This window comes from Amycolatopsis sp. GM8, from assembly GCF_021653975.1.
Lineage (GTDB): Bacteria > Actinomycetota > Actinomycetes > Mycobacteriales > Pseudonocardiaceae > Amycolatopsis_E.
The window spans coordinates 138,680-158,372 of the sequence record NZ_JAJKFK010000005.1 but is presented as its reverse complement, the minus strand read 5'-3'; the positions used below and the strand labels follow the sequence as shown (position 1 = coordinate 158,372).

The window sequence follows — 19,693 nt, the reverse complement described above, 5'->3', positions numbered from 1 at the left end:
TACATAACGTCAAATGCATGTTTGTAACGAGTAAGATGACTTGCATGCAATTGGATCTGAACCTGCTGACCGCGTTGGACGCCTTGCTGGAGGAAGGCAGCGTTGCCGGTGCCGCCGATCGCCTGCACCTGACGCCGCCGGCGATGAGCCGCGCGCTGGGCCGCATCCGGCGGGTCACCGGAGACCAGATCCTGGTCCGCACCGGCCGGACGATGACTCCCACACCGCACGCGCTGGCGATCCGCGGAAAGGTCCATGCGCTGGTGCAGCAGGCGCACGCTGTCCTGACCCCCGCCCACGACCTGGACCTGACCACGCTCGAACGGACCTTCACCCTGAGATGGCACGACGCTGTCATGACGACCGTCGGCCCCGCAGTGCTCGCCGCCGTCCAGGCGCAGGCGCCCGGCGTACGGCTCCGGTTGCTGGCTGAGGCAGACGCCGACGACAACGACCTGCGCCACGGGCAGGTCGATCTCGAACTCGGCGCGGACGAGCCCGATCTCGCGGACGTCCACGCCGAAACGGCCGCGCATGACCGGCTCGTCGTCGCCATCCGGCCGGAACATCCGCTGGCCCAGGGCACGCTCACGCTGAAGCGCTATACCGAGGCCGACCACCTCACCGTGTCCCGCCGCGGCCGGCTGCGCGACCCCATCGACGACGTGCTCCACGAGCGCGGCACCAGCCGCCGGGTCATCGCCGCGGTACCTACCCTCACTGCCGCGCTGCGCTTCGCCCGGCAGACTGACGCCCTGGTCGCCGTGCCGGAACACATGAGCCACCCGATGATCGGCGAGACAGGCCTCGAGACCCGCCCACTACCGCTCGAACTGTCACCCGTCCCACTCGTCCTGGCCTGGCATCGGCGTTACGACACCGACCGGGCACACACCTGGCTGCGTGACATCGTCCGCACGACCGTGCGAACGATGTCACCAGTCGAGTTGGAGAAACGGTAGCGTCTCGAGTTCGAACCTTCGGTGGGAGAGATCGCCGACTCCACCGACCGGACAGACACTCGGAGGAACCAGCCATGCCCTATGCCGTGGACTTCGACACCGTATCGACGGTGGGCCTGGAATCGTCGCCGGTCGCGGATGCGCTTGCCGGGCTGCGGGCGAACGAGGCCCGGTACTTCAAGAACAAATACAGCCACGTCTTCACCGTCGAGCCCGCCGGCGACGCCACGTCCACGATCGACTGGGTGAGCCGGATCCTCCAGGAAGAGCGTGGCATCGTGATCTCCTCCCAGCCGCTCGAAGCGACCGCGTTCCAGGTCGAGAACATCCGGATGGCCTACGTCTTCTACGAGAACGGCCTGTCGATCAACGTGATGTACACCGTCGACGACAACGGGAAACGGGCGGTCGGGTTCAAACTCTCCGACGGGATGGAAATCCCCGCGGAACTGGGCTCCTTCAAGTTCGCCCGCCAGAAGTCGAAGCTGGCAGGCACCATCCGCGGCTCCTACTTCGTCATCAAGAACGAGTACTGACCTCGATGTCGTACCGCGGTACCACTGGTTCCGCGGAGTTCCGCCCCAGGTACCACGGATCGCGCCGGCGCCGCTCATAGCGTTGCGGGAGACGGGCCGGGCAAGCCGGCCCGCGCAGGCACAGGGGTGATTCATGATCGAGGTACGCCAGCTGACGAAGCGCTACGGCGAGAAAACAGCCGTGGACGGGCTGGACTTCACGGTCGAGCCCGGAACGGTCACCGGCTTCCTGGGGCCCAACGGTGCGGGCAAGTCCACCACGATGCGGATGATCATCGGACTGGACGCGCCGACCAGCGGCACGGTGACGGTCAACGGCCGCCGCTACGCGCAGCACAGCGCGCCGTTGCAGGAGGTCGGGGCGCTGCTCGAGGCGAAGTCCATCCACCCCGGCCGGTCCGCGTACGACCATCTGCGCGCGCAGGCCTACACCCACGGCATCCCGCGCCGGCGGGTGGACGAGGTGATCGAGCTGACCGGGTTGACGTCGGTGGCGAAGAAGCGCGCCGGCAAGTTCTCACTCGGCATGGGGCAGCGGCTCGGCATCGCCGCGGCGCTGCTGGGGGACCCGGCCACGGTGATGCTCGACGAGCCGGTGAACGGGCTGGACCCGGAAGGTGTCCTCTGGATCCGTAACCTGCTGACCAGCCTCGCCGCGGACGGGCGCACGGTGTTCGTGTCCTCGCACCTGATGAGCGAGATGGCGCTGGTGGCCGAGCATCTCATCGTCGTCGGACGGGGCCGCCTGCTCGCCGACACCACCGTGCAGAACCTGGTCCGCGAGGCCGGTGGTGACCTGGTCAAGGTGGCGACCGCGGACCCGGGCAGATTGCGCGACGTGCTGGCCGGACCGGGCGTCGAGATCACCGGCCACCCCGGCTCCGAGCAGCTGCAGGTGGCCGGGCTGTCCGCACGCGCGATCGGGATCAAGGCCGCCGAGCACGGCATCGCGTTGTTCGAACTCACCGAGAAGACCGTCTCCCTGGAAGAGGCCTTCATGGACCTGACCCGCGACGCCGTGGAGTACCACGGCACCACCGAGGCGCTCGGGAGGGCGGCATGACCACCACGATCTCGACCCCCGCCCCCGCTCCGGCTCCCGCGCAGGGCACCCGTCCGGTGTACAAGGTCACCGCACTGCGGGTCCTGCGCTCGGAATGGGCCAAGCTGTGGTCACTGCGCTCCACCTGGATCACCCTCGGGCTCAGCGTGCTGTTCCTGGTGGGCTTCGGGGTGATCGCCGCGGTCCAGTTCAAGTCCCGGCTCGACTCCGGCGAGCGCATGGGCGGCGACTTCGCCCAGTCGACGGCGGTCAGCCTCTCGCTGTTCGGCACCATGGCCGCGCAGCTGGCGCTGGGCGTGCTCGGTGTGCTGGTCACCGCGGGCGAGTACTCCACCGGCATGATCCGCTCCACCCTGGCCGCGGTGCCGCGCCGCCTGCCGGTGTTGTGGGCCAAAGCGGTGGTGTTCGGCGTGATCGCACTGGTGGTCGCCACCGCGAGTGTGTTCGTCACGTTCTTGATCGCCAGCGGCATCCTGTCCGGCACGCACGCCGGCATGACGCTGTCGGATCCCGGCGTGGTGCGCAGCCTGTTCGGGGCCGGTCTCTACCTCGGTCTGGTCGGCGTCATCGGCGTCGCACTGGGCGCGCTGCTGCGGTCGGTGGCCGGCGGTATCGCGACGCTGGTCGGCGCGTTGATGCTGGTCCCCGGCCTGATCTCGCTGCTGCCCACGAGCTGGCAGGACAACATCAGCCCCTATCTGCCGAGCAACGCCGGGCAGTCGATGTACGCGCTGACCCACGACGCGACCAGCCTGTCGCCCACAGCCGGGTTGTTCGTCTTCCTCGGCTGGACGGTGCTGGTACTGGCCGGGGCCGCCTACCGGCTGGCCCGGACCGACGCCTGACCCCTACCGTCGGCGCGGTGCCCCGCACCGCGCCGACATTCTCGTCCACGATGGCCAGGTGACCTCCGTGAGCAACCCGATGCCGGGACACGCCATGATGGCGTGGCTGACCCGGACCGGCCAGCGCCTCCGGCAGCTGGACCGGAACCACCTGTGGGTGCTCGACACCGCCGTGATCGTGGTGGTGTTCCTGCTGTTCTGCCTGCCGGACCTGCTGGGCGACAATGACGGCCCGCGCGGCCCGGAGCACGCGCTGGTCACCTTCACCCACCTGCCCCTCGGCGCCAAACTGGCGTTGCAGATCGCCTTGCTGCTACCCCTGTTCTGGCGCCGCCGGGTGCCTTTCACGGCGTTCGCCGTGATCGCGGCGGTGTTCGTGGTGCAGTGGTCGCTGGGGGCGTTCCTGCGCGCCGACGTCAGCCTGCTCATCGCGCTGTACAGCGTGGCTCTGCACGGGCGCCTCCGGCTGCTGCCCTGGGCCTGCGCGGTGATGGTGGGCGTCCTGATCCCGGTGGCCATCCGGGTCGCGGTGATGATCTCGGTGTGGGAGGTGCTGTTCTTCCTGCTCAGCGTCGCGACCGCGGCGGTCGCGCTCGGGTTCGCGATGCGGGTCCGCCGCGCGCAGCTCACCGCCCTGCGGGAGCGGGCGGCGAGCCTGGAGATCGAACGCGACCAGCGCAGCAAGCTGGCCGCCGCCACCGAACGCACCCGGGTGGCCCGGGAGATGCACGACATCATCGGCCACAACCTGTCGGTCATCATCACGCTGGCCGATGGCGGCGCCTACGCGGCCGAGACCAGCCCTGAACGGGGCGCCGAAGCGCTGCGGCTCGTCGGGGATGCCGGTCGCCAGGCCCTCGGTGAACTGCGGCGGCTGCTCGGTGTCGTGCGCGAACAGTCCGACACCCCCGAGCTCAATCCCCAGCCCGGCATCGCCGATCTCGAGGCCCTGTGTGCGCGGATCCGGGCCGCCGGACCGGATGTGCTGTACCACTCCGGCGGCGACCTGGACTCGCTCGATCGCGGCATGCAGCTGATGGCGTACCGGATCGTCCAGGAGGCGCTCACCAACTCCCTCAAGTACGCCGGGCCCCGCACCCGAGTCCTGGTCACGGTCAGCCTGGTCGGCGCGCGCCTGTTGGTCCGCGTCACCGACTCCGGACCGCCTGAGGGAGCCAAGCGACCGGGCCCGCCTCCGGAGCCAGGGCACGGACTCGCCGGCATGCGGGAGCGGGCCGCGCTCTACGGCGGCACCGTCGTCGCGGGTGCCGCACCGGACGGCGGGTGGGCGGTGCAGGCTGTCCTCGACGTCACCTCGAACCCCGGCGCACCAGGCGGCCCCGCATGACCACCATCCTGATCGTGGACGACCAGTCCTTGCAGCGCTTCGGTTTCCGCATGCTGCTGGACGCGGCGCCGGACACCGAGGTGGTCGGCGAAGCCGCGCACGGCGCCGAAGCCGTGCGCCGCGCCGCCGAACTACGGCCCGACGTCGTCCTGATGGACATCCGGATGCCCGGGATGGACGGGATCGAGGCGACCCGGCACATCGTCGCCACCGGAGGCCGGTCCCGGGTCCTCGTGCTGACCACGTTCGACCTGGACGAATACGCCTACGCGGCGTTGCGCGCGGGAGCCAGCGGTTTCCTCCTGAAAGACGCCCGCCCCGAGGAACTGCTGGCCGGGATCCGTGCGGTGGCGGGCGGCGACGCCGTCATCGCGCCCGCCGTCACCCGTCGGCTGCTCGACACCTACGCCCACCACCTGCCCTCGGGACATGAGCCGCAGCAAGGAGATCCGCGCTGGCAGGCGCTGACCGAGCGGGAACGGGAAATCCTCGTCGCCATCGGACAGGGCTGGAACAACGCCGAGATCGCCGAACGCCTGGTGCTGTCGGAATCCACCGTCAAGACCCACGTCGGCAGGGTGCTGGCCAAGATCGGCGCCCGCGACCGGATCCAGGCCGTGATCGTCGCCTACGACCTGGGCCTGACCCGCCCCAACGACCCCGGCGCGCCCTAACTCGCGCTGCAGCCAGTGGTTTGCGTCGCACCACCGGCCGGCACTCGTCCGGTCACGGCTAACGTGGTGGGCGACCAGTCGGGTATCCGACTGCAGAGTCGAGAGGGTGAGGTTCGTCGTGACGGGTAGCGCCTCGCGCCGCCAGCTGGTGGAGAACGAGCTGCTGGACCAGGCCGCGGCGCTCTTCGCCGAGCGGGGTTTCGAGGGCACCACGCTGCAGGACATCGCGGAGGCCATCGGGATCACGCGGCCCTCGCTCTACCACTACATCAAGAGCAAGGACGATCTGCTCGGCATGCTCGTGTCGGGCCTGACCGAGACACTGGCCGGCGAACTGGCCGAGATGGAGGTCAGCGACCTGCGCTGGTCGGAGCGGCTGTCCGGGGCGGTGCACGCGGTGACGTTGCGCATCTGCGCGCACCCGTCCCGGTTCCGGCTCCTCGTCCGCAGTGAGCACATCCTGCCCGAGGCCGTCCGCCGCCGGCATCAGGCCGCGCGGCGGGAGATCCTCGCGCATCTGAGCGCGATCATCGACGGCGGTATCAAAGCCGGCGAATTCTGGCCCACAGACGGGCGCGTCGCGGCGTTCTCCATCCTCGGCTCCTGCAACTGGGTCGCGTGGTGGTTCAACCCCGGCGCCCCCGGCGCGGACGGGAAGGCGGTCGCCGACCAGCTGGCCGTGATGGCGCTGCGCTCGGTGGCGCGGACCGATCCGGCCTCCTCCCCGGCCGGGCCGCGGGCCGCGCTCGCGGCCATTCGTGCCGACCTCGAATATGTGGAACAGCATCTGCCTGCCGAGGACGGCTTGGCCTGACCGGCACACCTGGGGTCAGCGGGCCGCCGGGCCGGTGACATTGAAGCGTTGCAGCACCTCTTGGGCGAGCTGTTCCTCGGACGTGGTGCGGAGGATTTCGAGCATCGCGTTGGAGGTCGCGTCGGTGCCGTAGCGCATCGGGCCGTCGTCGTCGAGGATCGCGTCGACGATGGTGGCGGCCACCTCCGAGGCGGGCGTCGCCGGCGGGATCTCGCTGTTCAGCTCGCGCTGCCGGTGCGCCATCGGTGCGTACTCGGGGAAGCGCACCGCGTCGGCGACCCGGCCGAGCACCGAGTCCTCGTTGATGCCGCTGACCGTCGCGCCCGGCATGATGTCGACAACCCGGATCCCGAACGGCGCCAGCTCCACGCGCAGCGACTCGCACAGGTTGCTGACCGCCGCCTTCGAGGCGCGGTAGGCGCCCAGGAACGGCATCGGCCGGAACAGCGAACCCGAGCTGATGTTGCAGATGACCCCGGTACCGGCCTTGCGCAGCACCGGGATGGCGCGCCGGGTGATCTCGACCAGCCCGAAGAAGTTGACGTCGAAGGTGGCTCGCCAGTGCTCCTCCGGGGCCATCTCGACCGGGAGGTAGGCGAGCCGGATCCCGGCGTTGTTCACCACGACGCGCAGCTCGTCCGGGAAGGCGAAGTCGCCCGGTTTCGTCACGTCCAGCACCACGGTTTCGACGGAGCCGGGCAGGCCCGCCGTGTGCTCGCGCACCGTCTGCTCCATCGGCTCTTCGAGCACCGTTGCCAGCACGTCGATCCCGCGCCGGGCGAACTCAACCGTCAGTGCGAGCCCGATTCCCTGCCCGGCTCCGGTCACCGCCGCGATTCCGTCGATCTTCATGCCAGCACCTTTCCCACCGAAACCGGAAGCTCCACGACGCCGCGTGCGTAGGCCGGCCGCCACCGGATCTCGTCGGTCGCGAGCTGGAGATCACCGAGCCGCTCCAGCACTTTTCCGAACATCAGCCGCGCCTCCAGCCGGGCGAGCGACGAACCGATACAGAAGTGGATGCCCGCGCCGAACGTGATGTGCCGGGGGCCCTTGCGCCGGATGTCGAAACGGTCCGGGTCGTCGAACACCCGCGGGTCGCGGTTGGCCGCGTTGAGCATCAGCATCACCTGCTCGCCCGCCGCGATCGTCTTGCCGCCCAGTTCGATCGTCTCGTCGACGGTGCGGGACTGCCCGCGGTTCGGGGTTTCGTGCCGGAGGATCTCCTCCAGAGCCTGCGGCATCAGGTCCGGATCGTCGCGAAGCAGTTCGAACTGCTCCCGGTCCCGCAGCAGGGCCAGGGTGCCGTTGCCGATCAGGTTCGCCGTCGTCTCGAACCCGGCGCCGATCAGGAGCACCACGGTGCCGAGCAGTTCCTCCATGGAGAGCCGGTCGCCCGCCTCCTCCGCCTGGATCAGCACCGACAGCAGGTCCGTCCCCAGGTTCTTGCGGCGTTCCTCGATCAGCTCCCGGAAGTACTCGACCTGGCCGAGCATGCTCTGCTGTGTCTTCGCGCGCAGATCCTCGTCCGGGGCCGGGCTGGCGCCGCTGCCACGGGTGGTCATCACCTTGGAGTGGCTGAGGCTGCCGGGGGTGCCGGTCGCCCGCGCCATGTCCTCGAACGGCACCCCCAGCAGGTCACAGATGACCCGCTTCGGCAGCGGGTAGGCGAGTTCGGTCATCAGATCGAACTCGCTCTTTTCGGCGGCCTGTGCGACCAGGTCGTCCACGATCGCTTCGACGCGCGGCTCCCAGGTCGCGATCGTCCGCGGCGTGAACGCGTGCGACACCAGCCGCCGGATCCGGGTGTGCCTCGGCGGATCGAGATTGAGGATCGACGACAGGAACATGTCGATCGCTTCGACGGTGTCGGCGGGGTCGATGTCGGGCTGGGCGAGATAGCGGTACTGCTGGTTCGCCGCCGGTTCCCGGCGCACCGCCGGGTGGACCAGGAACTGTTCCGTCTCCGGGTAGCCGGTCAGGACCCAGGCGTTGTACCCGCTCCAGTGCACCGGCGCGAGGTCGCGCAACCGCCGGAACATCGGGTACGGGTCGGGAAACAGCGATGGGTCACGGAAGAACGTGACCAGCTCGCCGTCCACCGACGCGAGGTCGCTGTCCTGTGCCAACGCCATGATCGAAACCTCTCTTCGTCGAGCTGTTACCGATGCCGTAGACCGCTGGATGAGTATACCCAATTACCTCGTTTATCTGGAGGTCTATTTGGTTGAGCGCGACGGATTGTCGGGTTCAGGGCCCGGTACTCGACCTTTTCTTGACGCCGGAACGCGTGCTACGTAGAGTCCCGACTCATAAGTTGATTAAACGACTCACGAGTCGGAGGCTTGATGGACAAGGTTGTCCCGCTCGGCGAGATGGCATCGGCCGTCGAGCCGCGCTCGCTGGTCTCCTTCGGCGGCGGGGGGATGGTGCGCAAGCCGATGGCGGCCGTCGCCGCGCTCGCGCTGCGGGAGACGCCGGTACGGCTGGCGGTCTTCCTCGGCGGCCCCGATGTGGATCTGATGCTGGGCGCGGGTGTCGTCGAGCAGTTGCAGTTCGCCTACATCGGTCTCGACGCCCTCGGCTTGTCGCCGAACTTCCGCCGGGCCCGGGAATCCGAGGGGCTGCCCGTCGTCGAATGGACCGAGGCGATGTTCATCGCCGGTGTGGAAGCCGCGACCCGGCGGGTTCCGTTCATGCCGACGGTGAGCGGTCCCGGCGCGGACCTGATGGACGTGCCGGGAACCCCGTTCCGGCGCTTCAACTGCCCGCTCACCGGCGAAGAACTGACCGCCGTCCCGGCGATCCGGCCGGACGTGCTTTTCCTGCACGCCAACGAAGCCGACCGCGAAGGCAACGTCCGGATCACCGGTGACGGCTTTCTCGACCCGCAACTGGCCCGCGCCGCGTCCACGGTGTTCGTCACCGCCGACCGAATCGTCGACCGGATCGGCGGATCCGTCAGCGAACACGAGACGACCATTTCCCGCCTGTGGGTCAGCGGTGTCGCCGAGGTTCCCCGCGGCTGTGGCTTCACCGCGTCTTTTCCGGACTGGCCACTGGATTACGCCGCCGCCGCCGACTACGTCAGCCACTGCCGTGACCGCGAGTGGCTGCGCGATCATGCCGGCGCCCTCGCCCAGGGAGTGACGCGATGACCGGGTTCACCGTCGAAGAGCAAGTGATCAGCGTGCTGGCGCAGATCTACCGCGGCGAGGTCATCGCCGCCGCCGCCACGGTGTCGGCCGATATCGCCGCGCGGCTCGCGAAAGCCTTGTATGCGCCCGAAATCGTGCTGATGGCCGGTGGCAGCATGGCCGGATACGACTGCGCGCCCACCGCGAAAGGACTCAACGACGAGTGGATCTCGTCGACCGGCGCGGTGCGCGGGTCGGACTGGATCGAGGCGTTCGACCTGATCTCCGCGGGCAAGTACGCGATCTGCATGGGACCGGTGCAGGTCGACCGCACGGGGTCCTGCAACATCTCCGTGCTCGGCGACTGGCAGCATCCGAAGGTCGCGATGATCGGTTCGCGCGGCATTCCCGACGACATGGTCCGGCTGTCCGAGATGACCTTCCACGTGCGCAAACACAACCCGCGCGCGCTGGTCGAACAGGTCGACTTCCGCTGTGGTCTCGGCTTCGGGCCCGACCGCGACCGGCTCGGTCTCACCATGGGGGTGCCGCGAATGCTGGTGACGGACTTGGGCGTCTTCGATTTCGACCGCGACGGCGCCGGGATGCGGGTGCGCTCACTGCACCCGGGAGTGAGCTTCGACGACGTCGCCAAGGCGACCGGTTTCGAACTGCTTCCGCCGCAGGGCACCATTCCCGTCACGCCGCCGCCGTCGGAAGAAGAGCTGTACTGGATCCGCGAGCGCCTCGACCCGCTCGGCGTGCGCAGGCTCGACAGCCCGAAACCACCGCCCGGGCTGATCGCCGAACTGGCCGAGCGGGAACGGTCGCTGTGGACCACACCGGCCGGAGGTGCGCGATGAGCTGGGACTTCAGCACCGACCGCGAGACGGAGGCCGAGCTGGCCTGGATCCGGGAGTTCATCGACACCAAGGCCGTCCCGCTGGAGGCTCTCGACCTCCCCGTCCCCGAGTTCGACCGAGCCGCCGCACCGTTGATCGACGAGGTCAAGGCGCGCGGCTTGTGGGCCGCCCATCTCGGCCCCGAGCACGGCGGGACGGGCCGCGGCCAGCTGCGGCTGGCCCTGATGAACGAGATCGTCGGACGGTCCCGCGTCGGGCCCACGCTGTTCGGCACGGCGCCGCCGGATTCCGGCAATCTCGAACTGCTCGCGGCCCACGCCACTCCCGCGCAGCGCGTGCGGTATTTCGCCCCGCTGCTGGAAGGCACGGTCCGTTCCTCGGTCGCGATGACCGAACCCGGTGCGGGCGCCGACCCGACCCTGCTCAGCAGCCGGCTGGAGCGCCGCGGCGACGGCTGGGTCCTCAATGGACACAAGTGGTTCGCGACGAACGCGTCGCTCGCCGACTTCCTGCTCGTGCTGGCGGTGTCCGATCCGGACGCGCCACCACGGGAACGGGCGACGGTGGTGATCGTCGACCGGGACACCCCCGGGGTGGACATCCGCCGGGACATCCCGTCGATGGAGGACCCGGAGCCACGCCCGGCGCAGATCGAGAACCACTGCGAGATCACGTTCACCGAGGTCGCGCTGCCCGCCGGCGCCGTGCTGGGCGAGCCGGGCCGGGGCTTCGCGATGATGCAGGAACGCCTCGGTCCCGCCCGCGTGCACCACTGCATGCGCTGGATCGGACAGGCAAAGCGGGCGCTGGACATGCTCTGTGAGCGCGCCACCTACCGCTACTCGCACGGTTCCACACTCGCGGAGAAGCAGACCGTGCAGAACTGGATCGCCGACTCGGCCGCCGAAATCGCCGCCGCACGCCTGCTGACCCTGCACGCGGCCTGGCGCATCGACACGGTCGGGTCGAAGGCGGCACGCGAAGACATCGCGCTGATCAAGTTCTACGGCGCGAAGGTCCTGCACGACGTCATCGACCGGGCGGTGCAGGCCCACGGCTCGCTCGGTTTCTCGGCCGACCTGCCGCTGGAAGCGATGTACCGCCGTGCCCGGGCGGCCCGGATCTACGACGGGCCTGACGAGGTGCACCGCCAGAGCGCCGCGCGGCTGATCCTGCGCGGGTTCACACCGCCCGCGGACGGGATACCCACCGAACACCTGCCCACCCGGCGGCGCGCCGCCCGCGAGCAGTTCGCCGATCTGCTCGATCTCGAATTCCGCTGATCGATCAGGCCGATCAGCACGAAAGGTTGCCGATGACGTCATCCATTCGCTACGAGATCCCCGAACCGGGGATCTGCGTGATCACCTTGAGCCGCCCGGACAAACGCAACGCGCAGGACGTCCGGATGACCTACGAGCTCAACGACGCCTTCGACCGTGCCGCACGCGACGACGCGGTGAAGGTGATCGTGCTGGCCGGCGACGGCCCCCATTTCTCGGCCGGGCACGACCTGCGGGACGTGGTCTGGCACGAGGAGTTCGGCCAGGTCGGCACGTGGGGCGGGTTCGGTGAGCCCGGGGCGGAAGGCTGGGTCGCCCGGGAGGAGGAGATCTACCTGGGGATGTGCCAGCGCTGGCGCGACCTGCCGAAGCCGACGATCGCCGCCGTGCAGGGCAAGTGCCTCGGCGGCGGGCTGATGCTCGCCTGGGTGTGCGACCTGATCATCGCCGCGGACGACGCGAGCTTCGCCGACCCGGTGGTGTCGATGGGTATCTGCGGCGTCGAGTGGTTTGCGCATCCGTGGGAACTCGGTCCCCGTAAGGCGAAGGAACTGCTTTTCACCGCGGATTCCTGGACCGCCGAGGAGGCACGCGGTTTCGGGATGGTCAACCATGTCGTGCCCCGCGGCGAGCTGACCGGATTCACGCTCGCGATGGCACGCAGGATCGCGGCGAAGCCGATGTTCGGGCTGCGGCTGACCAAGGAAGCCGTCAACCAGGCCGTTGACGCGCAGGGCCAGCCGACGGCCATCCGGTCGGCCTTCGCGATGCACCAGCTCGCGCACACCCACAATCTCGAGCGGTACGGGATCTGCCTGGACCCGGCGGGCATCCCGCCCGCACTGCAGGAGTCGTTCCCTGCCACCGAACCCGACGACGAAATGCGGGTGAAACGGCGCACTGCCCGCGCCTCGCACTCCAACGGAAAGGCGGAATCATGACACCAGAGGTGGAATCAGGCCGAGTCGCTCCCGGCCGGACCTCAGGGGAACGTGACGCAAGCCAGCCACAAGTACGTGACCGAACAGAACCATCCTTCCCCAAGGTGACCAACACCAAAAATTCCGGGGAGGCGGGACAGCGTTATGTGATCGGCATCGACGTCGGCGGAACGTTCACCGACGCGGTCGCGTCCCGTGACGACGGCACGATGATCTCGACGAAGACTCCCTCGACACCCCCGAACTACGCGGACGGGGTGATGCAGGTGCTCGAAGGACTGGCCGAACGTGCCGGTGTCGGCCTGCGGCCGCTGCTCGCGGACACGTCCTACATCGCCCACGGCACGACCTCGACGCTCAACGCGCTCGTGATCGGGGATGTCGGCAAGGTCGGGTGGCTGACCACCGTCGGCCACCGCGACTCGATCTACATCATGAACGTCGTCGGCCGCTACGCCGGCAACAGCCCGGAGCAGATCCAGGACATCCTCGCGACCCGCAAACCCGCGCCGCTGGTGCCCAAGCGCCGGGCGAAGGAGGTCATCGAGCGGGTCGACTACAAGGGCAGCGTCGTGGTCCCGCTCGACGAAGACCAGGCGCGCCAGGCGATCCGGGAGCTGCTCGACGAGGAGGTCGACGCGATCGCGGTGTCGCTGCTGTGGTCGTTCCGCAATCCCGCGCACGAGCGCCGGTTGCGGGAGCTCATCCACGAGCAGGCCCCCGACATGTACGTGACGCTGTCGAGCGAGCTCTCCCCGCGGATGCGTGAGTTCTCCCGCAACGCGACCACGATCATGAGCACCCAGGTCGGCCCGACGCTCGCCCGGTACCTGGAGCCGCTGACGGATCGGTTGCGCGACAACGGGTTGCGCGGCCCGCTGCTGATCATGCAGGGGACCGGCGGCACGCTCGCCGCGCACGAGGCGCCCAAGACCGCGATCACCACGGTCGGCTCCGTGCTCACCGGCGGAGTGACCGGGGCGACCCGGCTGGCGGGCCAGCTCGGACACCGCAACGTCATCTGTACCGACGTCGGCGGGACCACGTTCCTGGTCGGGCTCATCGTCGACGGCGAACCGATGCAGACCACCACCGCGGTGATCAACCAGCATGTGATCGACGTCCCGATGCTCAAGGTGCAGGCGATCGGCAGCGGTGGCGGAGCCATCGCGTGGGTCGACGCGGGCGGCAACCTGCGGATCGGCCCGCGCAGCGCGCAGGCCGTCCCGGGGCCCGCCTGCTACGACCAGGGCGGCACGGAGCCCACCGTCACCGACGCCGATCTGGTGCTGGGCATCCTCAACCCGGACAACTTCCTCGGCGGCCGCACCAAGCTGTCCGTGTCACGGGCACGCGAGGCCATCGACAAGCACGTCGCCACTCCGCTCGGGCTCAGCATCGAGGACGCCGCCGCCGCGATCTTCGCTGTGCAGAACGCGCAGACCGCGGACCTGGTGCGCAAGGTCGTCGTCGAATCGGGGGAGGACCCGCGTGACTTCGTCGCATACGCGTTCGGCGGCGCCGGTCCGGTGCACTGTTTCGCCTATGGCGCCGAATTGGGCGTGAAGTCCACCATCGTGCCGCTCGGCCCGTCGGCGGCGGCGTTCTCCGCTTACGGGCTCGCGGCCAGCAATGTCGCCGTGGTCAAGGAAGTCTCCAAGCCGTCCACGTTCCCGGTGCCCGCCGACGAGGTCACGAAGACCTTCGAGGAACTCGAGGCCGAGGCCCGTACGGCACTGGAGCAGCAGGGCGTCGAGCTGGTCGATATCGTGCTGCGCCGCGAGGTCGACGTCCGGTACACCATGCAGCTGGCCGAACTGCCCACGCCCGTGGCGTCGGGGCCCCTCGGCGAAACCGACCTCGCGGATGTGCTCAAGAACTTCGAGGCCCGCTATCACCGTGCGTTCGGCGCGGGGACCGGCTACGCGGACGCCGGTTTCCAGTTCATCACCTACCGCGTCCACGCCACCGGCGTGCTCCCGTCCCAGGTGATCCTGCCCGAGGCCGATCCCGCGTCCGGGCGAGGTGTCGAGGACGCCCTCACCGGCCGGCGGCCGGTGCTGCTCGACCCGGCGCGCGGGTTCGAGGAGACCCCTATCTACGACTACCTCCGGCTTTCGCCAGGGCACCGCATCACCGGCCCGGCGATCGTCGAAGTACCGACGACGACGGTCACGATCTCCCGTCACGACACCGCGGAGATCGACCGGTTCGGCAACCTCGTTCTGCACCACACCACCGAGGAGCGCTCATGAGCAGCCCGATTCCCGGAGCCGACGTCTTCAACAGCCGCCCGGTCGACGTCGACGAGCTCCGCGCGAGCGTGCCGGCGAGCCTGCGGCTGCACACGGTCGGCCAGGACGCCATCGACAACCTGGACCCGCTCACCTACGAGGTGATCCGGCACCGGTTGTGGTCCATCACCGACGAGATGGGCGAGACGCTCAAGCGGATGTCCGGTTCGGTGGTGGTCACCGAGGCCAACGACTTCGACTTCGCCCTCTGCGACGAAGTCGGCCAGGAGGTGCAGATCGGGCTGTACAACACCTTCCTGTCCGCGTCGCTGGACCTGGCCGTCTACTGGACCCTGCGCCACCGTGCGGACAACCCGGGCATCAACGAGGGCGATATGTTCCTCTGCAACGATCCGTGGGTCGGTGGCGGGCTGCACCAGAACGACGCCACCGTGTTCGCCCCGTTCTTCTTCGACGGCGAGCTCTTCGGCTGGTCCTCGGCTGTCGCTCACCAGCTCGACGTCGGTGGTGTCGCGCCCGGTTCGTGGACCCCGCGCGCCCAGGACGTGTTCTGGGAGTCGCTGCCCACCCCGCCCATCAAAGTGGTGCGCGACAACGTGTTGCAGCGGGACGTCGCGGACATGTGGACCCGCCGGTCCCGGACGCCGATGTTGCTGTCACTCGATCTGCGTGCGAAGGTCGGCGCGAACAACACCGCGCAGACCCGGCTGCGGCGGCTGCTGGAGACCTACGGGCCCGACACCGTCAAGGCCGTCATGAAGCGGATCATGGACGACGCGGAACAGCGGCTGCGCGCGAAACTGCGGGAGCTGCCCGACGGCACCTGGCACGCCACCGGGTACCAGGAACACTCCGGTCAGGACGATCGCGGCCTGTACCAGATCGTGCTCGCGATGACCAAGACCGGTGACCGGCTGACGTTCGACTTCCGTGGCACCGCCCCACAGACCGGCATGATCAACTGTCCCTATTCCGGGGTGCGCGCCGGGATCATGTCCGCGCTGCTCCCGGTGCTGGCCGGGGACATCCCGTGGGCTGGCGGCGGTCTGATGCGCTGCTTCGACATCATCGCCGACGAGGGCACGATGATCAACGCGTCGTTCCCGGCCGCGGTCGGCAAGGGCCCGGTCGGCCCGGCGTGGGCGGCGGGCAACCTGGTCAACGAGTGCCTCGCCAAGATGCTCGATTCGCGGCCGCACTCCCGCAAATCCGTCCAGTCGGTGTGCGGTGGCACCTTCGACATGGTCGCCCTCGCCGGTATCGACCAGCGCCAGTACCCGTTCGTCTCCCTGGTGATGGACACGATGGCCGGTGGCTACGGCGCCGGCGTCGACCGCGACGGCGTCGACACCGGCGGCATGTTCGTCATCCCGATGGGGCGTGCGCCCGATGCCGAGATGACCGAGTTCACCTCGCCGGTGCTGCTGCTGTGGCGCCGCGAGGAGACCGACTCCGGCGGCCCCGGCGCCCAGCGCGGTGGGGTGAGCGGGTCGGTGTGTCTCATCCCGCACGACACACCGGCTCCGCTCGCCGGGGTCTTCTCCGGCTCGGGCAAGGCGACGACGCAGAACGCCGGGCTGGCCGGCGGGTACCCCGGCAACACGCAGCTCGACATGGTGCTGCGGGGCAGCGATGTGCTCGGCGCGTTCGCGGCCGGCCGGGTTCCGCGCGGCCTCGACGACATCACGGCCAGTCGCGACGTCATGGGTGGCGAGGTCGAGACCATGATCGGCCTCGAAGACGCGGTGTACGTCCACTGGCAGAGCGGTGGCGGTTACGGCGATCCACTGCGCCGTGACCCGGCCGCGGTGGCCGAGGACGTGCGCGAAGCGAAGGTCTCCGGGCAAGCTGCCCGGGACGTCTACGGCGTCGTCCTGGACCCAGACGGTGCCGTCGATGTGGAAGCCACTCAGCAGCTGCGTGAACAATTGTGGGCCGCGCGCCGCAGCGCCGCCGGCATCCGCGCGGACGCGGGCGCGCGACGGGCGGACGTCGCGGGCGCGGAGAACCTGGACGTGAACCAGGCACTGGTCGACGGCGAGACGGTCGTGTGCCGTCACTGTGGCACGGTGCTGGGCACCGCGGGTGAGCCCTATCTGGCCGCGCTGCCGCGCATTGAGGCCGGTCCGTCGGCCGCGGGACCGCACGTCTGGCCGGACTCCTCGACCTACGTCGACGAGACCGTCGTCTTCCGGCAGGCGCTCTGCCCCGGCTGCGCGACCGCGCTGGTGAGCCAGGTCGTGCCGGCCGGCCACCCGATGCCCGCTGACAGCCTCGGGAGCCGGGATGCCCGCTGACCGGCTCCTGCCCCGGCGGCCCGAAGCGCTCGCTGCGCGCTATCGGGCGGCCGGCGCCTGGGGCAGTACCGCGATCGGTGCGGTGCTGCGCGCCACCGCCACCCGTCTGCCCGAGCGGGTGGCGGTGGTGGACGCCGAGCGGCGGCTCACCTACGCCGAACTCGACCGGCAGGCGACCGCTGTGGCCTGCGGGCTGCTGGACCGCGGGCTGCGCCCGGGTGACGCCGTGGTCGTGCAGTCCGGCAATGTGGTGGAAACGCTCGTCGGGTTCTACGGCCTGCTCAAGAGCGGGCTGGTGCCCGTGTGTTCGCTGCCCCAGCACGGGAGACGTGAAGTCGGTGACCTGATCGCGCTCACCGGTGCCCGAGCCCATCTGATCCAGGCGGATTGGCCACGAGCCGACCTGCCAGCATTGGCGGCCGAGCTCGCCCAGACCCACGAGAGCGTCCGGTTCACGATCGCGGCGCGGGGGAGCGGTGGCGTCACATTGGACGAGCTGGTCGCGCACCCGCCGGGGCCGTTGCCCGATGTGGGCGCCGAGGACCTCGCCGTGCTGCAGCTGTCCGGCGGCACCACGGGCACGCCGAAGCTCATTCCGCGGCTGCATTGCGACTACCTGTGCAACGCGCGGGCCTGGGCGGACCGCTGGGATTGGGACGAGCGGACCGTGGCCATGCACGCTCTGCCGGTCATGCACAACGCCGGTATCGCGTTGTGTGTCCTGCCCGCCATGCTCACCGGCGCGACCGTCGTCCTGGCGCCGCGGGCGGACGCGGAGGTGATCGCCGGTTTCGTCGAGCGCGAACGGGTCACCGACATGGTCGCCAATGCCACCGTCGCGTACCGGCTGCTCGAATCGGAGGCGGCGCGTGCGGCCGACCTGAGCTCGCTGGTCCGGCTGAACGTCGGCCCGCAGACCCCCGAATACGCGGCCCGGCTGGAGTCCGAGCTCGGCATTCGCGCGCTCGGCGTGTTCGGCATGGGCGAGGGGATGATCATGGGTACCCCGTGGGACGCGCCGGCGGACGCCCGCCGGACCACGGTCGGCACCCCGATCCACCCGCTGGACGAGGTGCGCATCCTGGACGACGAACTGGCCGATGTGGCGCCGGGCGAGGTCGGGGAACTGGCGTGCCGCGGGCCGTACACGATTCCCGGTTACTTCGCCGCGGCCGAGCACAACGCGGTCGCGTTCACCCCGGACGGCTTCTTCCGTACGGGCGACCTCGCGCGTGCCCACGACGTCGGTGGCACGACGTTTTATTCGATCGAAGGGCGTATCAAGGACAACGTCAATCGTGGCGGCGAGAAGATCCACGCCGACGAGCTGGAGCGGATCCTGGTGACCCACCCCGGCGTCGCCGAGGTCGCGGTCGTCGGCATGCCCGACCCGGAACTGGGCGAGCGGGTGTGCGCCTACGTCGTGCCGCGCGCGGACGTTCCGGTCCCGACCGTGGCGGATCTGGCCGAATTCCTGCTCGCACAAGGGGTCGCGAAGTTCAAGCTCCCCGAGCGGGTCGAGGTGCGCCCCGAGCTGCCGGTCACGAGCATCCGCAAGGTCGCGAAGAAGCGCCTGCGTGAGGACATCGCGGCGAAACTCGCCCGGGAGCGGCAGGCCCGGACGGTGTCACGATGACCGCCGTGGCGATGGAACGGCTCGGACCGTGGCTCATCGAGCGGGTGCCGGATCTCCAGCCGCCGCTCACATCGACGCTGATCGCCGGCGGCCGCTCGAACCTGACCTATCGCGTGGACGACGCGACGGGGCACCGCGTCGCGCTGAGGCGTCCGCCCGCGCGAATCGATGTGAAGGGTGCCCATGACGTCGCCCGAGAGTTCCGGATCCAGCAGAGCCTGCATCAGCGTTCGCGCGTCCATGTTGCTGCCCAGCTTGCCTTCTGCGACGACGAGGACGTGATCGGCGCCCCGTTCTCGGTGATGGAGTTCGTCGGCGGCATCATCGCGCGGGACACCGCGAGTGCGGTGGCGCTGGCGGAACCGGCCCGACGCCGGGCCGGGCAGGCGCTCGTCGACGAACTCGTTGAGCTGCACCGGGTTTCCCCGGCCGAGCTGGGCCTCGCCGATCTGGGGCGCCCCGAGGGATACCTCGCCCGGCAACTGCGCCGGTGGTCGGCCCAGATCCACGGCGAGCCCGCCACCGTCGCCCTGCTGAGCGAAGGGCACGATCGGCTCACCGGCCGGATCCCACGCCAGCAGCGCACTTCCTTGCTGCACGGCGATTTCCGGCTCGACAACGTGGTCCTCTCCGAGGCCGGTGAGGTCCGCGCGGTCCTGGATTGGGAGCTGTCCACCCAAGGGGATCCCCTCGCTGACCTCGGCTGGTTGCTGCTCTATTGGCAACCGGAAGATCGCCTGGCCAAGGTCGTGCCACGGGGGAGTGAACTGATCGGTTTCCCTGCCGCGGAAGAACTTTCGGCCCGCTACGCCACCGGAACCGGGCTCGATCTCACCGAACTGCCGTACTACATCGCCTTCGCGGCCTGGCGCCTGGCGGTCATCACACTCGGCGTCGCCGCCCGATACCGCGGCGGCGGACGAGCCGGTTCGGACCTCGCCGTGGACGGCCTGGCCGCCGAGGCCGGGTTACTGGCCGAGTTCGCCCTCACCAGGCTGGACGCCTGAGCCATTTTCTCCTACCCACCAACGACTTTCCC

Annotated in this window: 17 protein-coding genes; 15 read left to right on the top strand and 2 right to left on the bottom strand. The window is 69.5% G+C overall.

Features of this window, described 5'->3' with window-relative positions; all coding sequences use genetic code 11:
- Positions 1-44: 44 nt before the first annotated feature.
- From LOZ83_RS24185 to LOZ83_RS24155, 7 genes are all read left to right on the top strand, one after another.
- Positions 45-962, top strand: a complete 918-nt coding sequence (locus tag LOZ83_RS24185) for a LysR family transcriptional regulator (RefSeq protein ID WP_236793796.1) — start codon at positions 45-47, stop codon at positions 960-962.
- A gap of 74 nt (positions 963-1,036) precedes the next feature.
- Positions 1,037-1,498 (top strand): phage tail protein, encoded by a 462-nt coding sequence (locus tag LOZ83_RS24180; protein WP_236793794.1) that lies wholly within the window; start codon positions 1,037-1,039, stop codon positions 1,496-1,498.
- 133 nt (positions 1,499-1,631) lie between these two features.
- Positions 1,632-2,561 carry an ABC transporter ATP-binding protein gene (locus LOZ83_RS24175; protein WP_236793792.1) on the top strand — a complete coding sequence of 310 codons (930 nt, stop codon included), beginning with the start codon at positions 1,632-1,634 and terminating at the stop codon, positions 2,559-2,561.
- Positions 2,558-3,406: an ABC transporter permease gene (locus LOZ83_RS24170; protein ID WP_236793790.1), complete on the top strand. Its 849-nt coding sequence runs from the start codon at positions 2,558-2,560 to the stop codon at positions 3,404-3,406. The genes LOZ83_RS24175 and LOZ83_RS24170 overlap by 4 nt, the downstream gene beginning before the upstream one ends.
- 58 nt (positions 3,407-3,464) lie before the next feature.
- Complete coding sequence (locus tag LOZ83_RS24165; protein ID WP_236793788.1) at positions 3,465-4,754, top strand: histidine kinase; 1,290 nt, start codon at positions 3,465-3,467, stop codon at positions 4,752-4,754.
- The gene (locus LOZ83_RS24160; RefSeq protein WP_236793786.1) at positions 4,751-5,428 is read left to right on the top strand and encodes a response regulator transcription factor; all 678 of its coding nucleotides are present in this window, start codon (positions 4,751-4,753) and stop codon (positions 5,426-5,428) included. The genes LOZ83_RS24165 and LOZ83_RS24160 overlap by 4 nt, the downstream gene beginning before the upstream one ends.
- A 106-nt stretch (positions 5,429-5,534) precedes the next feature.
- Positions 5,535-6,242, top strand: a complete 708-nt coding sequence (locus LOZ83_RS24155; protein ID WP_236793784.1) for a TetR/AcrR family transcriptional regulator — start codon at positions 5,535-5,537, stop codon at positions 6,240-6,242.
- A 15-nt stretch (positions 6,243-6,257) separates the two neighbouring features.
- On the opposite strand, the gene LOZ83_RS24150 is transcribed toward LOZ83_RS24155, so the two are convergent.
- Both LOZ83_RS24150 and LOZ83_RS24145 read right to left on the bottom strand, forming a co-directional pair.
- Positions 6,258-7,094 (bottom strand): SDR family NAD(P)-dependent oxidoreductase, encoded by an 837-nt coding sequence (locus tag LOZ83_RS24150; protein WP_236793782.1) that lies wholly within the window; start codon positions 7,092-7,094, stop codon positions 6,258-6,260.
- A complete protein-coding gene (locus LOZ83_RS24145; protein WP_236793780.1) occupies positions 7,091-8,377 on the bottom strand; it encodes a cytochrome P450 in 1,287 nt (428 codons plus the stop codon). The genes LOZ83_RS24150 and LOZ83_RS24145 overlap by 4 nt, the downstream gene beginning before the upstream one ends.
- 213 nt (positions 8,378-8,590) lie before the next feature.
- Here LOZ83_RS24145 and LOZ83_RS24140 point away from each other — a divergent pair, with 213 nt between their 5' ends.
- The 8 genes from LOZ83_RS24140 to LOZ83_RS24105 all read left to right on the top strand — a co-directional run bounded on the left by LOZ83_RS24140 (position 8,591) and on the right by LOZ83_RS24105 (position 19,661).
- Entirely contained in the window at positions 8,591-9,400 is an 810-nt protein-coding gene (locus LOZ83_RS24140; RefSeq protein WP_236793778.1) for a CoA transferase subunit A, read from the top strand.
- Positions 9,397-10,242, top strand: coding sequence for a CoA-transferase (locus LOZ83_RS24135; protein WP_236793776.1), 846 nt, complete (start codon positions 9,397-9,399; stop codon positions 10,240-10,242). Before LOZ83_RS24140 ends, LOZ83_RS24135 begins: the two co-directional genes overlap by 4 nt.
- Entirely contained in the window at positions 10,239-11,525 is a 1,287-nt protein-coding gene (locus LOZ83_RS24130; RefSeq protein ID WP_236793774.1) for an acyl-CoA dehydrogenase family protein, read from the top strand. The genes LOZ83_RS24135 and LOZ83_RS24130 overlap by 4 nt, the downstream gene beginning before the upstream one ends.
- Before the next feature lie 32 nt (positions 11,526-11,557).
- On the top strand, positions 11,558-12,466 hold the full coding sequence (locus tag LOZ83_RS24125; protein WP_236793772.1) for an enoyl-CoA hydratase: 909 nt from the start codon (positions 11,558-11,560) through the stop codon (positions 12,464-12,466).
- 104 nt (positions 12,467-12,570) lie between these two features.
- On the top strand, positions 12,571-14,721 hold the full coding sequence (locus LOZ83_RS24120) for a hydantoinase/oxoprolinase family protein (RefSeq protein ID WP_236793770.1): 2,151 nt from the start codon (positions 12,571-12,573) through the stop codon (positions 14,719-14,721).
- A complete protein-coding gene (locus LOZ83_RS24115) occupies positions 14,718-17,018 on the top strand; it encodes a hydantoinase B/oxoprolinase family protein (RefSeq protein WP_236793768.1) in 2,301 nt (766 codons plus the stop codon). Before LOZ83_RS24120 ends, LOZ83_RS24115 begins: the two co-directional genes overlap by 4 nt.
- Positions 17,008-18,654: a (2,3-dihydroxybenzoyl)adenylate synthase gene (locus tag LOZ83_RS24110; protein WP_236793766.1), complete on the top strand. Its 1,647-nt coding sequence runs from the start codon at positions 17,008-17,010 to the stop codon at positions 18,652-18,654. Before LOZ83_RS24115 ends, LOZ83_RS24110 begins: the two co-directional genes overlap by 11 nt.
- The gene (locus tag LOZ83_RS24105) at positions 18,651-19,661 is read left to right on the top strand and encodes a phosphotransferase family protein (protein ID WP_236793764.1); all 1,011 of its coding nucleotides are present in this window, start codon (positions 18,651-18,653) and stop codon (positions 19,659-19,661) included. Before LOZ83_RS24110 ends, LOZ83_RS24105 begins: the two co-directional genes overlap by 4 nt.
- Positions 19,662-19,693: the final 32 nt, after the last annotated feature.

Bases quoted from the DNA above. Each gene is read 5' to 3' on its own strand.
- LOZ83_RS24185 (WP_236793796.1), top strand. From the start codon at position 45: ATGCAATTGGATCTGAACCTGCTGACCGCGTTGGACGCCTTGCTGGAG.
- LOZ83_RS24180 (WP_236793794.1), top strand. From the start codon at position 1,037: ATGCCCTATGCCGTGGACTTCGACACCGTATCGACGGTGGGCCTGGAA.
- LOZ83_RS24175 (WP_236793792.1), top strand. From the start codon at position 1,632: ATGATCGAGGTACGCCAGCTGACGAAGCGCTACGGCGAGAAAACAGCC.
- LOZ83_RS24170 (WP_236793790.1), top strand. From the start codon at position 2,558: ATGACCACCACGATCTCGACCCCCGCCCCCGCTCCGGCTCCCGCGCAG.
- LOZ83_RS24160 (WP_236793786.1), top strand. From the start codon at position 4,751: ATGACCACCATCCTGATCGTGGACGACCAGTCCTTGCAGCGCTTCGGT.
- LOZ83_RS24150 (WP_236793782.1), bottom strand. From the start codon at position 7,094: ATGAAGATCGACGGAATCGCGGCGGTGACCGGAGCCGGGCAGGGAATC.
- LOZ83_RS24145 (WP_236793780.1), bottom strand. From the start codon at position 8,377: ATGGCGTTGGCACAGGACAGCGACCTCGCGTCGGTGGACGGCGAGCTG.
- LOZ83_RS24140 (WP_236793778.1), top strand. From the start codon at position 8,591: ATGGACAAGGTTGTCCCGCTCGGCGAGATGGCATCGGCCGTCGAGCCG.
- LOZ83_RS24135 (WP_236793776.1), top strand. From the start codon at position 9,397: ATGACCGGGTTCACCGTCGAAGAGCAAGTGATCAGCGTGCTGGCGCAG.
- LOZ83_RS24130 (WP_236793774.1), top strand. From the start codon at position 10,239: ATGAGCTGGGACTTCAGCACCGACCGCGAGACGGAGGCCGAGCTGGCC.
- LOZ83_RS24125 (WP_236793772.1), top strand. From the start codon at position 11,558: ATGACGTCATCCATTCGCTACGAGATCCCCGAACCGGGGATCTGCGTG.
- LOZ83_RS24115 (WP_236793768.1), top strand. From the start codon at position 14,718: ATGAGCAGCCCGATTCCCGGAGCCGACGTCTTCAACAGCCGCCCGGTC.
- LOZ83_RS24110 (WP_236793766.1), top strand. From the start codon at position 17,008: ATGCCCGCTGACCGGCTCCTGCCCCGGCGGCCCGAAGCGCTCGCTGCG.
- LOZ83_RS24105 (WP_236793764.1), top strand. From the start codon at position 18,651: ATGACCGCCGTGGCGATGGAACGGCTCGGACCGTGGCTCATCGAGCGG.